Source organism: Streptomyces sp. NPDC096048, from assembly GCF_044763415.1.
Classification (GTDB): Bacteria; Actinomycetota; Actinomycetes; order Streptomycetales; family Streptomycetaceae; genus Streptomyces.
On record NZ_JBIWGG010000017.1, the window covers coordinates 75,882 to 94,899 of the forward strand.

The following is a 19,018-nucleotide window of genomic DNA, read 5'->3' on the forward strand; positions in this document are numbered from 1 at the left end:
TGGCGGTGCGTCCGTGTGTACGGGTATTGACCTCGCCTCCGGCAGGCGCTTAGCTTCCGGTGCTGCAAAAATTTCGATTCGACTACCGAATCTTTCGAGGGTACGGAATGAGGTTTTCCGCATGAGGCGTCTCCGCTTCGTCACCGTGGCCCTGGCCACCACCGCCCTGTCGCTGCCGGTCGCGGCCGGCGTGGCCGGGGCCGACCCGGCGGCCGACCGGCGATCCGCTCCGCACTCCAACGCCAGGTTCGACCGACTGCGCGACGCCGCCCCCGAGGACTTCTTCGTGGGCACCGCCGTGGCAGGCGGCGGTCACCACTTGGAGCAGGACTACCCGGACCCGTTCACCTCGGACCGCGAGTACCGGAAGATCCTCGGGCGCCAGTTCAGCTCGGTTTCGCCCGAGAACCAGATGAAGTGGGAGTTCGTCCACCCGGAGCGGAACCGATACGACTTCGAGGCCGCGGACGCCATCGTCGGTTTCGCCGAGCGGCACGGCCAGGTCGTGCGGGGACACACACTGCTGTGGCACAGCCAGAACCCGCAGTGGTTGGAGCAGGGCGAGTTCTCGAAGGAGGAACTGCGCGCGATCCTGCGCGAGCACATCACCACCGTCGTCGGCCGGTACGCCGGCAGGATCCAGCAGTGGGACGTCGCGAACGAGATCTTCGACGACCGGGGAGAGCTGCGTACACAGGACAACATCTGGATCCGCGAACTCGGCCCGGGCATCGTCGCCGACGCCTTCCGCTGGGCGCACGAGGCCGACCCGAAGGCGAAGCTGTTCTTCAACGACTACGGTGTCGAGAGCGTCAACGCCAAGAGCGATGCCTACTACGCCCTCACGCGGGACCTGATCCGGCAGGGGGTGCCCGTGCACGGGTTCTCCGTGCAGGCCCACCTGAGCACGCGGTACGGCTTCCCGGGGGATCTGGAGGCGAACCTGCGGCGGTTCGACGCGCTGCGTCTGGAGACGGCCGTCACCGAACTGGACGTACGGGTGGACCTGCCGGAGAGCGGCAGGCCCACCGGCGCGCAGCAGAAGCAGCAGGCCGACTACTATCAGCGAGCGCTGTCGGCGTGTCTGGCCGTCGAGGACTGCAACTCGTTCACGATCTGGGGCTTCACCGACAAGTACTCATGGGTGCCGGTGTTCTTCCAGGGGGAGGGGGCCGCGACGGTCATGACCGAGGACTTCGGCCGCAAGCCCGCCTTCCACGCCCTGCGGTCCACGCTGCGAGCGGCGCGGGGAGACTGATCCCTTTGGTCCGCCGCCAGGGTTCACCACCGTTCGGGCCGTGGTCGAGTGCTCCATGATGACGATGTCCCGGTGACTGGCGTGCGCCAAGGACGCCAGGCACCGGAATCGATCACTCTGTGCACGGGCTCTCGGCGGCGACATGAGCGATGGAGCGACTTCGGCAGCGCTCGACGAGGCGGTGGCCCCCTTCGACGGACGACGGACGACGGACGACGGACGACGGTGCGGCCGGGCGCACGGCGGCCGCGCTGCGGTGAGACGCGTGGCTCATCGCGCGTGTGGGGAGGCGGCGCCTAGGAGGCCTCCCTCGGTCGTGACACGTGGGCGACGAGGAGAATCAGCACACCGCAGGTGGCGACCAGGACCCAGCCCGGGCGGAACGCGTCTGCGAGCCCCCTCGGACCGGCGGTTGCGGCCAGGCCACCGGCGAGAGCGATGCCGACGGCGGAACCGAGTTGCCGTGCGGTGGAAGTGATCGCCCCGGCCACACCGGCACGGGAGGGTGGCAGTCCATTGACCGCGGTGTTGGTGATCGGGGCGTTGGCGAAGCCGAACCCGACGCCGATGAGCGAGTATGCGGCCAGAAGCAGGATCACGCTCGTGTGCGGAGTGAGCCGGACCAGGCAGAGCCCGCCGGCCGTGATGAAACCGCCGGCGAGGAGCAGCGGCAGCCGCGGTCCCGTGCGGCCGACCATGCGGCCGGACCAGGGGGCGCAGACGGTCGCTCCGACGGCCAGGGGCAAGGTCGCCACTCCGGCGGCCAGCGGCGTCCATTCCCGAGTGTGCTGGAGGTAGAGGGTGTTCATGAGCAGCGTCATGGTCAGAGCGACGAAGACCGCCACCGCGCCCACGACGGCACCGCTGAAGGCCGGGCGCCCGAAGAGCCGCGGATCCATCAGCGGCTCACGTCGGCGGAACTCGACCCACACGAACATGGCCGCCGCCACAGCAGCCCCCGCGTAGCCCGCCAGCGCCGCAGGCGACGCCCAGCCGATGTGGGGCCCTTCGATCAGGACGCCGACCACGACCGCGAGGACCACGGTCAGCAGGACCTGGCCGGGCAGGTCGAGACGCCGCGCCCGCGGTGCCCGGGATTCCGGCACGAAGACCGCAACGAGCAGCAGAGCGGCCGCGATGACCGGTGCGTTGATCCAGAACAGCGCCCGCCAGCCGAGCCCCGAGAGCAGCGCACCGCCCGCGACGGGACCAGCGGCCATGCTCAGGCCGAACACGGACGCCCAGATGCCGATCGCCTGCGCCCGTTCCTTCGGGTCCGGCATCGCGTTCACCACGATCGCGAGCGCCACGGGGCTGAGCATCGAGGCACCGACGCCCTGCAGGGCGCGCGCCGCGATGAGTACGCCCGCCGACGGGGCGAGCGCGCAGACCAGCGATGCCGCACCGAACACGGCCAGCCCGCACTGGAACACCCGGCGGCGTCCGAAGCGATCCGCCAGTGCGCCGGAGGAGATCAGCAGACTGGCCAGGACGAGGGTGTAGGCGTCCACGATCCATTCGAGACCGCGCGTGCCGACAGCCAGGCCCCGCCCGATGGCGGGCAGACCCACATTGACGATGGTGGTGTCCAGGCCCACCAGGAACATGCTCAGGCAGCAGACCGCCAGTACCGTCCAGCGTCTGCGCGCACTCAGCATGGGTGGAACAAGGTGTGTCGTCGCGGTCACGGTCTACCTCTGAAGTCCGGGAACAGTGTCCGGCAAGGTTCAGCCCGAACGGCAGCCGCAGCCCATGAGTTTTGCGAACACTGCAAAAATGTCCCCATGAACACAGGAACCGGGGACACGGAGCTGGAACAGATCCTCGACGGCATCGGGCCCCGGCTGCGCACGCTGCGCCGGGAAAGGGGACTCACGCTCGAGGCACTCGCGGCCACGACCGGGATCTCGGTCAGCACACTGTCCCGGGTGGAGTCGGGCAAACGGCGCCCGACTCTGGACCTGCTCATCCCGCTGGCACGGGCCCACCACGTCGCACTCGACCAACTGGTGGCGGCGCCCGCCAGCGGCGACCCCCGGGTGCACCTCCGGCCCCTGCGCAAGCAGCGCGGCAGCGTCCTCGTACCGCTGACGCAGTACCCGGGCCGAGTGCAGGTCTTCAAGCAGATACTGGCCCCCCGCCAGCCGGAACTGGTCACCCACGAGGGCTACGAATGGCTCTATGTCCTCGCCGGTCGGCTACGCCTCATCCTCGGGACGCAGGACTTCACGCTGCGGCCCGGCGAAGTGGTCGAGTTCGACACCACCGAGCCCCACTGGTTCGGCCCCGCGGACACGAACACCGTGGAGATCCTGCACCTGTTCGGTCCCCGAGGAGACCAGGCGATCGTCCGCGTGAGACCGTCCACAACGGATCCGCTCTCGCCGACCGGAACGTGATTGTTGAGTCCCGAGGAACGCTGCCTGCAGCCCGGTCACATGCGTCTCGTGCGTGAGCGCGCTGGTGACGGATCCGCCGCGTGCGGCGAGGCGGTGAAGGAACGTGGCCGCGTTCTGCGCGAGATTGACCGACGACAGGCCCCGTGTACCACCGAACCGACCTTGCCGGCTTCTACGTAGCCGGCGGCACCAGCGGCAATCAGTTCAAGAACGCCCCTCCGGCAGGCCGCCTCATGACCCCACCCTGATCCACGGTGTCGAAGGCGGGCACGACCACGACCGCAGTGCGCTCCCGCCCACCTGCGAACACACCGCCGGCAATCGACCTCGGTGCCTTCTCACGCCGACGTCGGCCAGCCGCCTCCACAGGCACAGTCCTTGGCTGACGCCGGGCCGCGACCCGCCGGGCCGACACGCGCCTCGACGGCCGGCGCGACGAAAACCGGCTTGAGCACTTCCTGACACACCTGGTCAACGGGGCGACCGGCTTCGAGCACCGGCCGGCGACCTGCGGTGCCGAGGACGCCGCCCGGCAAGCCAGGGTCGTCCTTGGAAGCGCAGGCACCGAAACGCCCGAGGGACCGCTGATGCCCGATGTCGTGACTGGGGCGCCGTCTTCGTCCGCCGGTAGACGCGGGCGTGAAGCCGTCTCCGCTGCCGGCAGGGCAGGAGTGGGGGCGGGGGTGACGGTCAGGCGTCGATGATGACGGGGATGATGAGGGGCCGACGGCGGTAGGTCCGGAAGGCCCAGTTCGCCACGGCACGGGCGATGAGCTGTTCCAGCTGGTGTGCGTCGCCGACTCCTTCCTGGGCCGCGGTCGCCAGAGTCTTCTCGATGACAGGGACGACCGGTTCGAAGGTGGTGTCGTCGTGGACGAACCCGCGGGCCAGGAAGTCGGGTGTCTCGGCGAGGGCGCCGGTGTCGGCGTCGACGATGGCCACCACGGTGACCACGCCTTCCTCCGCGAGGGTGACGCGGTCCTTGAGGGACGCCTCGGTGGCCCCGCCGACCTCCATGCCGTCCACGTAGACGTTACCCGCGGGCACCTTGCCGGTGATCGATGCCCGCCCGTCCACGAGGTCGACGACCACGCCGTCTTCGGCGATGACCACCCGCTCGGGATCGACCCCCGTTCGGATGGCAAGGTCGGCGTTGGCCCGCAGGTGGCGCCATTCGCCGTGCACCGGCATGACGTTGCGGGGCTTGACGATGTTGTAGCAGTACACGAGTTCACCGGCGCTGGCGTGCCCGGAGACGTGCACCTTGGCGTTGTCCTTGTGGACGACATGGGCGCCCCACCGGGTCAGCCCGTTGATCACCCGGTAGATGGCGTTCTCGTTGCCGGGGATCAGGGAACTGGCGAGCAGGACGGTGTCGCCCTTGCCGATGCGGATCATGTGGTCGCGGTTGGCCATCCGGGACAGAGCCGCCATCGGCTCGCCCTGGGACCCGGTACACACGAGGGCGATCTTGTGGTCGGGGAGCTTCTCGAGTTCCTTGGTACTGACGACCACGCCGCTGGGAACCTTCAGGTAACCGAGGTCGCGGGCGATGCCCATGTTGCGGACCATGGAGCGGCCCACGAAGGCGACCTTGCGGCCGTGCTGGTGCGCGGCGTCCAGGACCTGCTGGATGCGGTGTACATGACTGGCGAAGCTGGAGACGATCACCCGGCGCGGGGCGGTGCGCATGACCTGCTCGATCGCCGGATTCAGGTCGCGCTCGGAGGTGGTGAAGCCAGGGACCTCGGCATTGGTGGAGTCCGTGAGGAAGAGATCGACGCCTTCCTCGCCGAGGCGGGCGAAGGAGCGCAGGTCGGTGATGCGGTTGTCCAGCGGGAACTGGTCCATCTTGAAGTCACCCGTGTGCAGCACCATTCCGGCACCCGTGCGGATCGCGACGGCGAGACTGTCCGGGATGGAGTGGTTGACCGCGACGAACTCGCAGTCGAAGGGGCCGAAGCGGCGTCGGTCCCCCTCGCGGACCCGCACCGTACGCGGTCGGATGCCGTGCTCCTTGAGCTTGGCCTCCAGGAACGCCAGGGTCAGCTTCGAGCCCACGACGGGGATGTCGGAACGCTCCCGCAGCAGGTACGGCACGCCACCGATGTGGTCCTCGTGGCCGTGGGTGAGCACCACGGCAACGATGTCCGCCAGGCGATCACGGAACGAGGTGAAGTCCGGCAGGATCACGTCCACGCCGGGCTGGGTCTCTTCGGGGAACAGCACGCCGCAGTCGACGATGAGCAGCTTGCCGGCGTGCTCGAAGACGGTCATGTTGCGGCCGATCTCACCCAGACCGCCCAGGGCGACGACCCTCAGCCCTCCTTCGGGCAGGGGAGGGGCGGCTTTCAGTTCAGGATGCGGATGACTCATGTTTCGACGTTACCGGAGAGTCCGCGGAGGTGATCCACTGGCTGCCCGACCGGCCGGCTCGACACAGTGCGCGGCTGCGCTGTTCAGGGGGTGGCACGGGCTGTTACGGCAGCGTTTGTGATCATTGCTGGGATCCGCACTCCTCTGCCCGTGCTCCGTCCCTCCGACCGGCGAGTGACCCTCTGAAGGCTCACCCGTCCTCGCGCTCGCGTCGGCGGGCCGGGCGCGCGGGCCCGGCCCGCCGACGCGGCCGCGGCTGCTTCGCGCACCGGCGGCGACCTGCGCGCCGCGCGCGAACTTCGTCGTGACCTGTTCGGCGGCCGCCGCTGACCACACGTGGCGAACGCCGCCCCTCCCGCCGGAGTGTGAGACCCGCGGCCTCACACGGCCATGGCTTCCTGGAGCCAGCGGGAGACTCGATAGGGCAGCCACCAGGCCAGCTCACCGACGCGCAGGACGAGGTGTTCGGCCGTGAACTCCTCCAGCACGTCGGCGGGTACCTCGGTGTGGTGCACGCCCGGGGCGAGAAGGGCGATGGCCTCCCGGTAGCGCGGTTCGTCGGCGGTGAAGCGGCGCAGGTCTCCCCAGCGCCGGTCGCGGATCTGGACGAACCCGGGCCCCTGGCGCCAGACGAGCTTGCACAGGTAGTGCCGGGTCCGCCAGGCGTGCAACGCGTCCTCGGCCTCTTCCAGGCCGGCGATCGTGCGAGGCGGTTGCAGGTGGGAGAGGACCTTCCACTGGTGATCCGACTCCTGGGGCGACAGATGGAGGTCCCAGTCGACCGAGACGGCCCGGGCGGTGAGGTCACGGACCAGGCACAGGCGGTCGACGGCCCGCCGATGCGTCACGGGATCGTCGACGGACAGGTCGACCGCCGTGTCCAGTTCGGCGTGACGTACGCCGAGGGCCCAGAGACGGTCGGCGTCCTGGGGCACCGGAGTCACCGGCAGGCGGCCCAGTGACATGCCCGGCAGGTCACGGGCTTGATGGTCGAGGTCGCGCCAGGCACGTAGCGCGAGGTCCGGTGCGGTGGCTGTCATCTGCGGTCCTTCGTTCCGGGGCGGGACGGGGCAGGACGGGGCGGGGCGTCGGGAGGCCGGGAGGCGGGAGGCGGAGGAGGGGACGGCGCTCAGGCCATGGCGTGCGCGGGCCCGGCGTCGGCGCCGGTCGGGGCCGCGGTCTCGTCGCGGGCGTGGGTGTGCCGCATGTAGTCCAGGCGCAGCAGGTCCTGGTTCACGGCGGCTGGGGCGATGTGCACGTACTGGCCCGCGTCGGTGAACACCATGCCGTGCTCGATCCACTCCTCCAGCAGGGTCTCGATGTCGTGGGGCGTGCAGCGCGTGCCCCAGGAGGACGCGGACGACGTCAGCTTGCGGTGCAGCGCCACGGCGGTGTGCGGTTGGTCCAGTAGCCGGAAGAGCGCGGTCTTGAGCGGGTCGGTGAGTTCCATGGTCCGCCAGTCGAAGGGCGGCCGCCGGCTGACCAGCACGATCCGGTCGCCCAGGTCCGTGTGGGTCAGGCGGGCGTCGGCGTGGTGCTTCTTCCACGCGGCGATGGCGTCGTTGAGGAGCTTCACCGTCGGCTCGGTGATACCGCGTTCCGGTGCCTGGAAGACGTAGGCAAGGTCGTGCAGTTCCGCCTCGGGCAGGTCGTAGGTGAACAGGTAGTGCTCCTCGGGCCGCAGTCCGGTGAAGCCCAGTTCGGGGCGCTTGAAGTACGGGCTGAAGCGCTCGATGGCGATGCGCGCGGACAGGTCGACGGGCGGGTTGAGGTGCTCCAGGGCGGGCAGTTGGTGGATGACGGGTTCGTAGTCCTGCGCGGTCTCGCCGGGGAATCCGTGCAGGTAGTTCCACGACACCGACAGACCGGTCTCCGCCGCGTCGCGGAGCATACGGACGTTCTGGCAGCCGCTGACGCCCTTGTCCATGAGGTCGAGGACGCGGCTGTTGAGGCTCTCGATGCCGGGCTGGACGTAGACCAGGCCGGCGTCGGCCAGAAGCCTCAGCTGTGGGCGCCGCATGTTGGCCTTGATCTCGATGTGCATGCGCAGGTCGTAGCCGCTGTCGATGATGCGGGGCAGGACGGTGGTCAGGTAGCGCATGTCGAGGATGTTGTCGACGAGGTACATGTCGAGCACCCGGTGGCGTTCGGCCAGGTCCATGATCTCGCGGTAGAAGGTGTCCGGGCTCTTGCTGCGGAACTCCATGAAGGAACCGTTGAGTCCGCAGAAGGTGCAGTGGTGCTTCTCTCCCCACCAGCAGCCGCGGGCGCCCTCGACGACCAGCTTCGGTTCGACCCAGTTGCGTGCCACGGACGCCGCGAGTCGTTCGAAGTAACCGCTGTAGTCGGGGGGAAGGATCGCCGCCGGCGGCAGTGGTCCGGACGGCATGAGGTTGGCGGTGTGCGCGGAGTCCGCCGTGCGGTGGCACAGGCCCGGTATCGAGGCGGCGGCTGCCGGGGCGCCGTCGCGCAGCGCGGTCAGCAGCCGGGGGAAGGCGTCCTCGCCCTCTCCGCGGACCACGTAGTCCACGAAGGGGAAGTTCCGGTGGACGGCGGCGCCCTGCTCGGCGTCGCAGTTGGCGCCGCCCAGCACGGTCACGATGCCGGGTGCGAGGCGCTTGATGTGCCGGGCGGCGGCCAGCGCGGCGGTGTTCTGCTGGAAGGTGGACGTGAACCCGACCACGTCGGGCTGCAGATCGACGACACGGCGGGCCGTCTCGTCGACGAACTCCGGCACGATCCGGTGCAGTTCCCGGGTCATTCGCATCCGGGAGCGGCGCAGCTTCGGTGTCATCACCTCGACGAACTCCGGCTCCCGCCACTCGGGGTCGTCGTAGAGGGCTGAGGAGAAGACCCAGTCACCGCAGCCGAGGAAGTAGGAGGAGAGGGCGTAGTAGTCGTAGTCCTCGGCCGTGAACTCCGTACGGCCGGTGATCCAGTCGGTGAACTCCAGGTTGGCGTGCAGCACCTCGCACGTGGCGCCCTCGACGCGTTCGTCGACGCTTCGTTTCAGGATGCCGAGCGCCAGTGAGGGCAGGTCGATCGGTGACCAGGGCATGTTGACGAGAAGTACGCGCACGGTGGACTCCTTGGGCGCGGGCGGCCGACGCGGTGGGAAGCACGACGGAGGTACGGAGGGAGCCCGGCCGGCCCGCGTCAGGTCGGGCCGGCCGGGCGGTGCGTCACTCCTCGTCGTCGCTCTCGGCGGCGTTGCGGAACGGGATGGTGATGGTGATGCCGATGCCGGGCTTGCGGTTCTCCTCGTCGCCGGCGAGCGGGTCGTTGTGGATGATGTCCTTCTGCACGGTCGTCCTCCTTCTCGGTTGCACGGAGTGTTCTTCGAGCGGGTGGTTCTGTGCACGACCCGGTCCCGCTGTGTCTGTCAGCGGGGCCGGGGTCCTCCCGGGCGTTCCGGGGGACGTGAGGGGGCGGCGGCCTGCCGCGCGGGCAGGTGCGCCTGCAGGAAGGCCAGGGAGCGGCGCAGTACCGCCACATGTGCCGCGCCGTCGTAGCCGTCGTGTCCGGTGTCGAGCCACATCTGGTCGTGGTCGACGTCCGCGGCGGACAGCGCGGCGAGGTAGCTGCGGATCTGCTCGGGCGGGCACTTTACGTCCCGGTCCGCGCCGACCACGAGCAGGGGCGCCCTGACCTGCGCCGCGAAGGTGAGCGGTGAGCTGTCGGAGTACCGCTGCGGTACCTGTTCCGGGGTGCCGCCGAACCAGCGGACGTCCAGGGCACGCAGCGCCGGCGTGGTCGTCCGGTGGGCGGCCACCCAGTCGGCGACGGGTTTCACCGCGATACCGGCCTGCCACACCTGCGGGCGGGTGCCGAGGGCGAGCAGGACCAGATAGGCGCCCCAGGACACCCCCCACAGGGCCGTGGCCCGGTGGTCGACGAGTCCGCGCCGGACGAGGTCGGCCCGTACGGCGGCCAGATCGGCCACCTGGGGGTGGCCGACAGGCGCCCCCACGGCTCGCCGCCAGCGGGGGCCGTAGCCGGTGGAGCCGTGGTAGTTGACGCGTGCCACGGCATAGCCGGAGGCCACCAGCGAGTGCACCGTGGCGTCGTAGGCGTCCCGGTCGTGGTCGGCGGGCCCCCCGTGCACCAGGAACACGGCCGGCGGGGGAGTGACACCGGCCGCGGCACGCGGGCCGCCGGCACGGCCTTCTGCGTCGGTGAGCCGGCCGTCACCGGGACGCGGCAGGCTGAGCAGGGTGTGGACCGGGCCGTCGGGTGTGGGGGTCCACAGGTCGGTGTGCTGCCCGGGTACCCGCGGCAGCGGGCCGGGGGCAGGCAGGGCCACACCGTCGGTCGTGCGCAGGACGGGCGGGTGGGCGGTGTCGGTCCACAGGTAGTGCAGCCCGCCGCCCGGACGCGGTGCCGCGTCCAGCAGGCTCCCGGCCGGAGTGGGGATCAGACGGCGGGTGTGGGAGCGCATAGACACCCGGTGCAGCAGGGAACGGCCTTGGCGCTCCTGGCGTACGAGCACCTCGTCGCCGTCGGGATACCAGCGCGCCGTCACCTCGGTGTCGAAACGGCACCAGGAGTGTGTGCGCAGTCCGCGGCACGCCGTCCACGTCGCCAGTTCGTAGTGGTCGTCGCCCTCGTGCACCAGCAGTAGTTCGGATCGGCCCGGCCGTGGCGAGAAGCCCCGGCACCACAATCTGCCGCCGGGGCCGTCCGGGCCGGGCAGTGTCGCGACGATCCGGCCGCCGGGGGTGACGACGGCGACGACCGGCGTGCCGTCGGCCACTGTCACCAGGGCCACCAGATCGCCTTCCGGGGTGACGCCGCCGAGGCTGCCCTCCTCCGCGACGCGGAAGACCTCGCGCGGGACGCGGCCCCGTCGGCCCATGAGCAGGCTCGTGCCGCCGTCCGGCAGCCCCAGTGCCGCGGCGGCCGTCCCGTCGTCGGTCACGGCCAGGCCGCGCGGTCGCCCGGTCGGTGCCCCGGGCAGGCCGGGCAGCCGGGGCCCTCCGGTGAACGGCTGGAACCACCAGTGTCCTTGGCCGTCGGCGTCCTCGTCGAACCACCACACGTACGCTTCGGCGTCGATCGCACAGTGCACCGTGCCCCCGGGGCGGTCGGTGACCTGCCGCGCCGTGCGGGTGGCCGCGTCCCACGCGAACACCTCGCAGCGGCCGTCGGCGTCCGCCGTCAGCACCATGCGGAGTCCGTCCCGAGGGCACACCTCCGGCAGGGCGCCGAGGAAGACCTGGAAGGCGTCACCCATCGTCGCCCCCGCGCCCGGCGACGGCCGCGGCGCCCGCACGTAGGACACCGGGGGCCCGGACCTGCGTGTACACGGCCAGCATCAGGAACAGTACGGTGCACAGCAGCGCGGGAGTGCGGAAACTCCAGGTGGTCATCAGCACCGCGGTGAGGGCCGGCGCCCCGGCCGCGGCCAGTGCGGACACCGAGCCGATCACGCTCGCGGTCCGCGACTGCACAGCCGTCGGAGTACACGCGATGGCGACGCTGGACAGGACCACGGTGACCAGCGGTACCAGCAGGGACAGCCCGGCGAACGCCATTCCCCAGCCGAGCGCACCGTCCGCCCACAGCAGGGAACCGCACGAGACGGGCAGCAGCCAGGCTGTCAGGGTCAGCAGCCGTGTCGCCCCGAGCCGCCGTACGGCGTGGGCCGCCGTCAGCGAGCCCAGGAGACCGGCGGCTCCGGCCCCGGCGAGGACCAGGCCGGCCGCGGCGCTGTGCGCGTCGGAGCCGAGCCGGAACAAGGCGGTGTAGAACAGCAGTGTCAGCGCGCCCCCGGCGGTCGAAGTCCAGACCAGGACGAGCCGCAGGACCGGTGATCCGGCGACGGTGACCACCCCGGCCTTCGCGGAGCCGAGCAGTCCGGTCCGTTTCTTGCGCGGACGGGGACCGGTGCCGGGGGCTGCGCCACGCTCTGCGGCAGGTGCGTCCAGCGGTGTGCGGATGGCCCGCACGCCCAGTGCGGTCGCCGCGTAGGAGAGCGCGTCGGCCAGGAAGGGCAGAGGGCGGGCGAGCTGGAAGAGGACGCCGCCGAGCGCCGGGCCCACGATGAGCGCGACCTGGTCGCCGACCTGCATGCCGGCTGCCGCGCGGGGCAATTCCGCGGTGGCGGCCAGCTGTGCCAGGGCACCGCGTGACGCGGCGTCGTAGACCACGGCGCACAAACGTTCCGTCAGAGCCAGCGCCACGACGACCCATAACGCGGGGCGGCCCAGGCAGAACAGGGCCAGCACCCCCGTTCCCAGCGCCGCGAGCGCCGCCGATCCCGTCATCAGCCTTCGCCGTCGGCCCCGGTCCGCGGGTACCGCGACGAGCGGTCCGAGGACGACTCCGGTCAGTGCGGCCGCGCTCGCGAGCGAGCCTGCGGTGCCGGGGCTGTGCCCGAGTTCCAGGAGCAGCAGCGGGAGAACCAGTCCGGACGTCTGGCTGCCGAGCCCGTCGACTCCGTTGACCCACCACAGAATCCTGAGGTCCCGGTGTGCCCGGCCGGGCACACCGTCGTGCTGGTCCGCCCGTGCCGTGCCGCGTTTCCGCCCGGCGGTGGGGCCGTGCTCGTCATGCGGCGGGGCGGGACGGCCGGAAGGCCGGCGGATCGGTGACGCGTCGACGTTCCCCCACCTCCCCACCGGCCTGGAGGCCACCCCGTACGGTGGCCCCCTCGTGTAGAAAATGTGCGCGAAGCGTGAAACCGGACGGGAGCCTAGTCAGCGCCGGACGTTGGCGACAAGAGGCCCACAGCGCGCAATCGTTGGCCGAATCGGCTGAAGATGGCCGAGGAACGGCTGGTCAGGAGCGTGCGGTCGTGCCCGGGCCCGCGCCATGGGTGCCGACCCGGAGGTAAGTCCTCGATCGGTCGGTTCGCCTTCACGTTCGCACAGGCGAGGTGTTGTGTTCGTGTGGTCCTACCGGGTCGGGCGGATTGCCGACGTGAGGCGGTAGGTGTTCCCGCTCACCGTTTCCCGTGTCGGAGGCGGGGTGTCGGCCGGTCCCCCGATGGTTGCACCGCCGAAGTCGACCACGCGCGGGCGATGGGGCGGGGGCTTGCTCCGCGCCCTCGGCGGTGACTGCGGCGGTCAGTCCTGGCTTGCGGGTGTGTGGCGGGCTCGCGCGTCCATTGGCTGACAATCCTTGCTGCCCGAGGTTCCCTCCGAGATGTGAGGAGGGCGGGGGACAGCGGCCCCATGATCTCCAGATCGCCCCGCCGAAGGTCGAGTCCAGCCGCCGACCGACACGCTCGACCGCTTCACCGAGCTGGTCCGTGTCGGACAGGAACGACAGCCGCTGCGCCCTCGCAGATCCGACAGCCACGCGGTTCACGGCAGCGAGGTGGACGGCAAGACCCGGGCTCGGCAACCACTGCAACCGCAGATGGCGGTGCCCGCCGATAGCGGGTGCGCCGCCCGATAGCTCAATGCCCGGTTGCGGCCTGCCTGTCCATTCGCGCCCGTCCCGACGGCCCTCGGCGGAGCTACGGGGGAGGCGCCGAAGGCACCACCCGGATCGCGGTGCCTTCAGCCGTGCCCGTCGTGCCTACGGCAAGCGTGAGGTGCGCCTGACCGGGGTCAGGCGTTCACGAGGAGCCTTCCACCGAGGCCGCTGCACTGGTTCGCACTGCCCGTGGTGGCGCGGAACCCGGGCGGGATGGGCGAGGTGGGGCACACGTAAAGGCCGGCACGGGCGAGCTTGTGGTACCAGGAGCCGATACCGCCGCACCCGTACTTGTCATGGCCGGTCACGACATACCCCGACACGATCGGAGAACCCGCGCAGGTCCAGATGCCGTCCTTGGCGAGCTTGTGGTACCAGGAGCCGATGCCGCCGCACCCGTACTTGTCATGGCCGGTGATGACGTACCCGGGCACGATCGGTGAGCCCGAGCACGTCCAGATCCCGTCGCGGATAAGTTGGTGGTACCAGGAGCCGATGCCGCTGCAACCGTATTTGTTGTGGCCGGTGATGACGTACCCGGCCACGATCGGTGAGCCCGAGCAGGTCCAGATCTTGTCGTGGGCCGGTTCCTGGTACCACGAACCCCTGCCGTTGCAGCCGGCACGGTTGAGCGAGGTGATGACGTATCCGGGGGGAACCGGCTCCCCGCCACAGGACCACCCGCCTGCCGCGGCCTGAGAGGAAGCGGCTTCGGCACCGCTTGCCGTGGTGACGGACGTGCCGGTGAGGACGGCCGCGAGCATCGCGACCGTTCCGACCATCGCGGCGAACCTGGTCCGGAGGACCGCCGTCGCCGTACGCATTCGCAGTCGTAAGTGACTGTTCATTTGACACCCATTCTGGACAGGCTCGTGTGCCCGGCCTTGTCGGCCGAGAGCACCTGGCAGCGAAACAGGGGGGACTCTACCGAGCACCGGTGAACGCAGTGCCGCTGTGGGGAAACCCGCGACCACGGTTGTCCAAAACAGATACCGACCTGGTCGGCTTCGGCGCACACGAGAACGCAGGCAGCCCTCGCGCACCCGGCCGCCCGGGGCGCGGGGCTCCCCAGCCAGGTGCGCGAGCTGTCACGGCTGGAGTCTGTCGCCGAAAGACCTTCGATCGGGATCCACGGCGTACACGCTCCGGAACCCTCCGCCCGTCTGCTTCGCGACCACGAGTCACACCCGCGCCCCGATACTCGGGGGCCAGTCCACCCGGAGCGGCTCCGGCGAAAGCCGTTGCACGCAATGATCGACGCTTTCACCACCGCGGGGTGTGGCTTGTCCGTCGTCAGTGAGCCGTAGCCTCCCCCAGTCGCCCGGGCACTGCTTTCCGACGGCTTCGAAGACCTTTCGACCAAGCCATGTCTCCTGTTCTTCGTCGTCGAGGCGCTGCCGTCGGTCACCGGCCGGAGCAGCGAGTGCCGCGTCAGGCAACGGGCGTCCTGTTTCCGCCTGGTGGTGTCAGCTCGTACTGACTGGTGCAGCCTGCTCGGCGTCGAGCTGGTGGTCAGCCCAGACGTAGCTCTCGGGGAGCAGGTCGGTGATGGAGACGGCTCGGACACGGTCGCCTGTGCCGACGATGACGTTGATGGCCGGGAAGTAGTCGAGAAGGACCTGACGGCACCGGCCGCACGGGGGAACCACTCCCCGGTCGCGGTCGCCCACGGCGACGATGGTGTCCAGGTCGTAGGCGTCCTGGGCTGCCGCCGCGCCGATGAGGACCAGCTCGGCGCAAGGGCCTCCGGTGAAGTGGTAGGCGTTCACGGCGGTGACGATACGGCCGTCCCGGGCGCGGGCCGCGGCGGCCATGGTGTGGTTGTCACCCCGGCAGTGCGTGCGCGCGACATCGGCCGCGGCCTGGATGAGTTCGTGGTCGACGCTGTGGGTCCGCCTGGTCATCTTCCCCGCCTTCGTGTGGTGTCAGGCGACCCTGGCCCGAGTGACGATGGCGCGCAAGCCAATATCGGTGGTCTGTTTGTTGTCGCCTGATGATGTAGCGGCGGATCATGCTGCCCTGGGCCTCGTGGCCGGCACCGCTGCACGTCCGTGGCGTCCACCGAGGGAACCCCTCGATCATTGTCGCTTGAGACTACGCGCGACCCCGGCCGCGACGGTCGTGGCGAAGACCCATCCCGCTGCTACGAGAAGGGCGGCCAGCCACTGGTGAGCACCGGTGGGCGCGAACGCCTTCTCCTGGCCGAAGTCGATGACCGGAAGCAGTAGATCCGCCGTGTAGACGACGGCGTTGAACTGCGGTCCCTTGCCCGGGTCGGACTGTGGCGGCTCGTGGAGTCCGTAGGTGACCACTCCGAGCAGCAGCAACGCCAGCAGCCAAGTCACCGCGCGGGCGGGCCGGAAGCCGTAGCCGACAGTCACGTCCTGGACGTGCCCCCACAGCCTGGCGGGCCAGGGCAGGGTGCGTCGGTGTCTGCGCTGTGCGGCCAGCAGGACGGTCCGTGCCTCACCGTCCTCCCCGGCGCCGCGGTACGTGACGGCGAGTTGTTCGTAGCTGTGCGGTGCATAGCCGTCCTGGTCGCGCTCCAGCAGGGGCAGCCGCTGGGCTGCGGGCAGCCTGGGCGAGAGGAACTCGTAGACGAGTCCCTCCAGCCGTACCGTCTCGGGCCACACCGACGGATGGGCCTCGATCGCTCTGAACGTGGAATGGTGCAGCCTGACGTCGCCCTTGATGGGCTCCGCGTCGCGGAAGGTGAGCTGGCGGGCCTCGCAGCTACTGAGGCCCAGCGCGACTCCTCCGGGATTGTGCAGCCGCGCCTCGATGAAGGAGATCCAGCCACCGGCCCTTGTGCCGGTGAGCCGGACCTTGCCATCGGCGTTGAGGCCACCCGCGTTGAGGAGGGTACCGAGGCTGAGACCGGGCGCGTCGAGCGCATGGCCTCCCGGATTGTGCAGCCGGGCGTCCTCAAGATCGAGGGCGCAGGCCACCTGGGCCGCCTCGAGTACGACCTGACCCTGTGCCACCAGGCGCGGGGCGTTGATGTCACCCTCGACGCGAGCGTGCCCGAGCCGGACTGGGCCGGACACCCGGCAGTCGGCGAGCAGCAGGTCGCCCTCGACGTGCAATGCCGTAGCGGTGAGGCCGGGCATCCGTGACGCGCGCAGGTCGAGCGCCCGTATGCGGGCTCCGCGCAGATCGGGCGTGCTCTCCAGGTCACAGTCGGCGAGCTGGACCGGATAAGGGATCTCGGCGTACGCGAGGTCGAGTCGGCCGGTGACGGTCGCGCCGGTGAGGCGCAGCGCGGGTATCTCGCCGTCCTCTTCCGGGCCGGAAAGCAACAACCCGCGCAGCACGCCGGCTCGTACGGGCGGCCCCATGGTGTCCGGACCGTGGGCGATATCCGGGCGGGCCGGGGCGCCGTGATCCTGGCGCGCGTCCACCGGTTCGCCCCGTGCGAAGGCGTGACGGATCCGGGACTCGAGGGGGGTCAGGTTGGCGATATCCACGCGTGGGACGGTACCCGCCACGCCTACCTGGTCCGACAGTTGCCTCACGACTGCGGTCGCTCACTGGCCTCGAACTCGGCAACCCGCGCTTCCAGTTGCCGGATCCGCTCGTCCGCCCCTGGCGACGGACTCCCGTGGGCGGTCCGGGCCGGCGGCCCGTCGTCCCGCGCGGCGTCCGGGCCGCCGCCGTCGGCGCTCGCGGTCCCGCTGCACCCTGTTCCGCAGGGTTTTCCGGTTGATCCCCAGGTCGGTGGCGACACTCTTGCGGGTCTCCCCGGGCCCGGACTCGAACAGGGCCACGGCACCGGCCCGCAACTCGTCCGAGCAGTAGTCCTCCATCGCCACCGGCGCTCTTCACGCCTACTCCGGACCAAGCAGAACCAGCACATGTCAACCATTGATGTTGGCTCCCCCGTTGAGCAGGGCAGGCACCCTGGGATCGGCACCCGCCTTCGGCGCGGCCGTGGAGCCGGGTCCTTCCGACACGCCCTCATCGACGAGACCATCGAGGGAGAGGAGTCGACCACCGCGGCCATCACGGAGCTGCCGGTCAGCCTCATCAACGACAATCCTGATCACAGGGGTCGCCGGATCGTTCTCCTGCCGGGCGGGCGCGACCAGGACGGCTGGCGGCGGCCCTGCACCCGCGAGGAAGCTGGCTGTCAGGGGCACACCGGCATGGCCGCCGCCGTGGCGTGCACCGCAGCCACCTGACACCTGACACGGAGACCGCCGTTCGCCTCGTACCGTACGGCCGAGGAGACGGGCGCGCGGCGTGCAGGGTGCGCGCGGCTTCGGCGCAGTACGTCAGTGGTCGGGCGGCCGCTCATCGCCGGGGCCGTGGCGCTCGGAAGCCCCGGATGGACGCAGGAGAAGGGCGCTGGCCACGGCGAGAAGCAGCAGCACGGCCCCGGAGGCCGCCTGGTTGACACGGATCACGACGTCGGTGTCGCCGCCTTCGTACGTACCGAGAAGGGCGGCGACGAGGAGCCCCACGCCGACGACCGCGACCAGCAGGTCGGACCGAAGGCCGCGTGGACGGGACAGCCGGACGATCGCCGTGATGACCACGATGATGGCCGCCCCCGTCTCGATGAGGTGCGGGGCGCGGTACTCGACGGGATACGAAATCATCCAGAAACCGACGAACAGCCACACACCGGTGAGCAGCATGAGCAGACTCAGAAGCTGGTCGCGAAGGACGAGGGGCGGAACGCCGAAGGACGGCCGTGCAGGATCACGTGATCTGAGGAGGGAGCGTTTGTTTCTTATCTTCTCCGGATAGCCACCCTCGTCCCTTTCAACCTCGCATGCGAATAGCCCTGGAATCGCCGTGGCGATGCACTCTGTGGTGCCCGTACGCATCGGCCGGCCAGCGATATGACCCGAATCTCCGTCGGCACCGGCTCCCAACTGCCGATGACTCCGCGCACCCGCGGTTCTCCCCGCCGGTCCTCGGCGGAACGAAGCCCCGGGCGATTTCATCAGCGCCAGTGCTCGACAAAGCGTCCGTGGTCGGCACGACCAGGTGTGCGTGATGTTCCGGGAGAAGATCGGCACCAGCACCGCCATGCGGGTGCTCGCACTGCCCATACCTGCGGATTGCACCTGGGCTGCCCAGCTCCTGCAGGCGAGTCTGGGCGGCGACCGCAGCGAGGCCGCGCACGCGCTCGCCGCGGCGCTCCGGGAGTCCGAGGTGTTCAGGGAACGGGGCCACGGCCAGGCGGGGCCCCGACCGACACATCGGAACGCACCGGCCCCTCTGCCCGTGCAGAACCTCGGCCACCTCGGTGAATCACGCTGACCGCACCGGATCACGCGTGCTGTGACGGGCGTGGCACGCGTGATCCGGTGCACCCGGCACTGGAAGCTCACAGTGGGCGACGGACAGCCGGGGCGCCCCGGGCGCCGCGGCGGTGGCTCGCACGCCGATCGGATCATCGCCTGACCTCCGGGCCCCACAGCCTGACCGCAGGCGTGCAGCGGCTGCCGTCCACTCCGTCTCTCCGGGCATCAGGGAGGGGGCCCAAATGGCGGACTGCTCCGGCTTTGCGTCTCCGCGCAGCAGGTTTGCGCTCGCCAAGCGCGGGTTAGTG

14 protein-coding genes are annotated in these 19,018 nt (G+C 70.3%); 3 read left to right on the forward strand and 11 right to left on the reverse strand.

All coding sequences use genetic code 11. The features are described 5' to 3' along the window. The first annotated feature begins 121 nt into the window (after nt 1–121). On the forward strand, nt 122–1,258 hold the full coding sequence (locus tag ACIQ6R_RS35185; protein WP_404225931.1) for an endo-1,4-beta-xylanase: 1,137 nt from the start codon (nt 122–124) through the stop codon (nt 1,256–1,258). Between the two features lie 296 nt (nt 1,259–1,554). On the opposite strand, the gene ACIQ6R_RS35190 is transcribed toward ACIQ6R_RS35185, so the two are convergent. Further along, complete coding sequence (locus ACIQ6R_RS35190) at nt 1,555–2,916, reverse strand: MFS transporter (RefSeq protein WP_404225933.1); 1,362 nt, start codon at nt 2,914–2,916, stop codon at nt 1,555–1,557. Between the two features lie 126 nt (nt 2,917–3,042). Between ACIQ6R_RS35190 and ACIQ6R_RS35195 the strand changes: the two genes are divergently transcribed. Beyond that, nucleotides 3,043–3,657, forward strand: a complete 615-nt coding sequence (locus tag ACIQ6R_RS35195) for a helix-turn-helix domain-containing protein (RefSeq protein ID WP_404225935.1) — start codon at nt 3,043–3,045, stop codon at nt 3,655–3,657. 690 nt (nt 3,658–4,347) lie between these two features. Here the strand turns inward: ACIQ6R_RS35195 and ACIQ6R_RS35200 are convergent. The 10 genes from ACIQ6R_RS35200 to ACIQ6R_RS35245 form a co-directional block, all read right to left on the reverse strand. Continuing rightward, entirely contained in the window at nt 4,348–6,033 is a 1,686-nt protein-coding gene (locus tag ACIQ6R_RS35200) for a ribonuclease J (protein WP_404225936.1), read from the reverse strand. Nucleotides 6,034–6,413: 380 nt separating this feature from the next. Continuing rightward, on the reverse strand, nt 6,414–7,073 hold the full coding sequence (locus ACIQ6R_RS35205; protein ID WP_404225937.1) for a DUF5825 family protein: 660 nt from the start codon (nt 7,071–7,073) through the stop codon (nt 6,414–6,416). 89 nt (nt 7,074–7,162) lie between these two features. Next, the gene (locus ACIQ6R_RS35210) at nt 7,163–9,112 is read right to left on the reverse strand and encodes a RiPP maturation radical SAM C-methyltransferase (protein ID WP_404225939.1); all 1,950 of its coding nucleotides are present in this window, start codon (nt 9,110–9,112) and stop codon (nt 7,163–7,165) included. A 103-nt stretch (nt 9,113–9,215) separates the two neighbouring features. Continuing rightward, nucleotides 9,216–9,338 carry a hypothetical protein gene (locus ACIQ6R_RS35215; RefSeq protein ID WP_266720057.1) on the reverse strand — a complete coding sequence of 41 codons (123 nt, stop codon included), beginning with the start codon at nt 9,336–9,338 and terminating at the stop codon, nt 9,216–9,218. A 77-nt stretch (nt 9,339–9,415) separates the two neighbouring features. Further along, nucleotides 9,416–11,266, reverse strand: a complete 1,851-nt coding sequence (locus tag ACIQ6R_RS35220) for an alpha/beta fold hydrolase (protein ID WP_404225941.1) — start codon at nt 11,264–11,266, stop codon at nt 9,416–9,418. Then, nucleotides 11,259–12,521, reverse strand: coding sequence for an MFS transporter (locus ACIQ6R_RS35225; protein WP_404225943.1), 1,263 nt, complete (start codon nt 12,519–12,521; stop codon nt 11,259–11,261). The genes ACIQ6R_RS35220 and ACIQ6R_RS35225 overlap by 8 nt, the downstream gene beginning before the upstream one ends. A gap of 1,068 nt (nt 12,522–13,589) precedes the next feature. Beyond that, the gene (locus tag ACIQ6R_RS35230; RefSeq protein ID WP_404225945.1) at nt 13,590–14,237 is read right to left on the reverse strand and encodes a hypothetical protein; all 648 of its coding nucleotides are present in this window, start codon (nt 14,235–14,237) and stop codon (nt 13,590–13,592) included. 684 nt (nt 14,238–14,921) lie between these two features. Then, nucleotides 14,922–15,359, reverse strand: a complete 438-nt coding sequence (locus tag ACIQ6R_RS35235) for a cytidine deaminase (RefSeq protein ID WP_404225946.1) — start codon at nt 15,357–15,359, stop codon at nt 14,922–14,924. 174 nt (nt 15,360–15,533) lie between these two features. After that, nucleotides 15,534–16,922: a membrane-associated oxidoreductase gene (locus ACIQ6R_RS35240; protein WP_404225948.1), complete on the reverse strand. Its 1,389-nt coding sequence runs from the start codon at nt 16,920–16,922 to the stop codon at nt 15,534–15,536. Nucleotides 16,923–17,729: 807 nt separating this feature from the next. Beyond that, entirely contained in the window at nt 17,730–18,095 is a 366-nt protein-coding gene (locus ACIQ6R_RS35245; RefSeq protein WP_404225949.1) for a hypothetical protein, read from the reverse strand. Nucleotides 18,096–18,459: 364 nt separating this feature from the next. Between ACIQ6R_RS35245 and ACIQ6R_RS35250 the strand changes: the two genes are divergently transcribed. Beyond that, nucleotides 18,460–18,726: a hypothetical protein gene (locus ACIQ6R_RS35250; RefSeq protein ID WP_404225950.1), complete on the forward strand. Its 267-nt coding sequence runs from the start codon at nt 18,460–18,462 to the stop codon at nt 18,724–18,726. The last annotated feature ends 292 nt before the right edge of the window (nt 18,727–19,018 follow it).

Coding starts and splice junctions, on each gene's coding strand:
- ACIQ6R_RS35195 (WP_404225935.1), top strand. CDS start 3,043: ATGAACACAGGAACCGGGGACACGGAGCTGGAACAGATCCTCGACGGC.
- ACIQ6R_RS35250 (WP_404225950.1), top strand. CDS start 18,460: ATGTTCCGGGAGAAGATCGGCACCAGCACCGCCATGCGGGTGCTCGCA.
- ACIQ6R_RS35190 (WP_404225933.1), bottom strand. CDS start 2,916: ATGCTGAGTGCGCGCAGACGCTGGACGGTACTGGCGGTCTGCTGCCTG.
- ACIQ6R_RS35245 (WP_404225949.1), bottom strand. CDS start 18,095: ATGCTGCTCACCGGTGTGTGGCTGTTCGTCGGTTTCTGGATGATTTCG.
- ACIQ6R_RS35235 (WP_404225946.1), bottom strand. CDS start 15,359: ATGACCAGGCGGACCCACAGCGTCGACCACGAACTCATCCAGGCCGCG.
- ACIQ6R_RS35185 (WP_404225931.1), top strand. CDS start 122: ATGAGGCGTCTCCGCTTCGTCACCGTGGCCCTGGCCACCACCGCCCTG.
- ACIQ6R_RS35205 (WP_404225937.1), bottom strand. CDS start 7,073: ATGACAGCCACCGCACCGGACCTCGCGCTACGTGCCTGGCGCGACCTC.
- ACIQ6R_RS35200 (WP_404225936.1), bottom strand. CDS start 6,033: ATGAGTCATCCGCATCCTGAACTGAAAGCCGCCCCTCCCCTGCCCGAA.
- ACIQ6R_RS35220 (WP_404225941.1), bottom strand. CDS start 11,266: ATGGGTGACGCCTTCCAGGTCTTCCTCGGCGCCCTGCCGGAGGTGTGC.
- ACIQ6R_RS35230 (WP_404225945.1), bottom strand. CDS start 14,237: ATGGTCGGAACGGTCGCGATGCTCGCGGCCGTCCTCACCGGCACGTCC.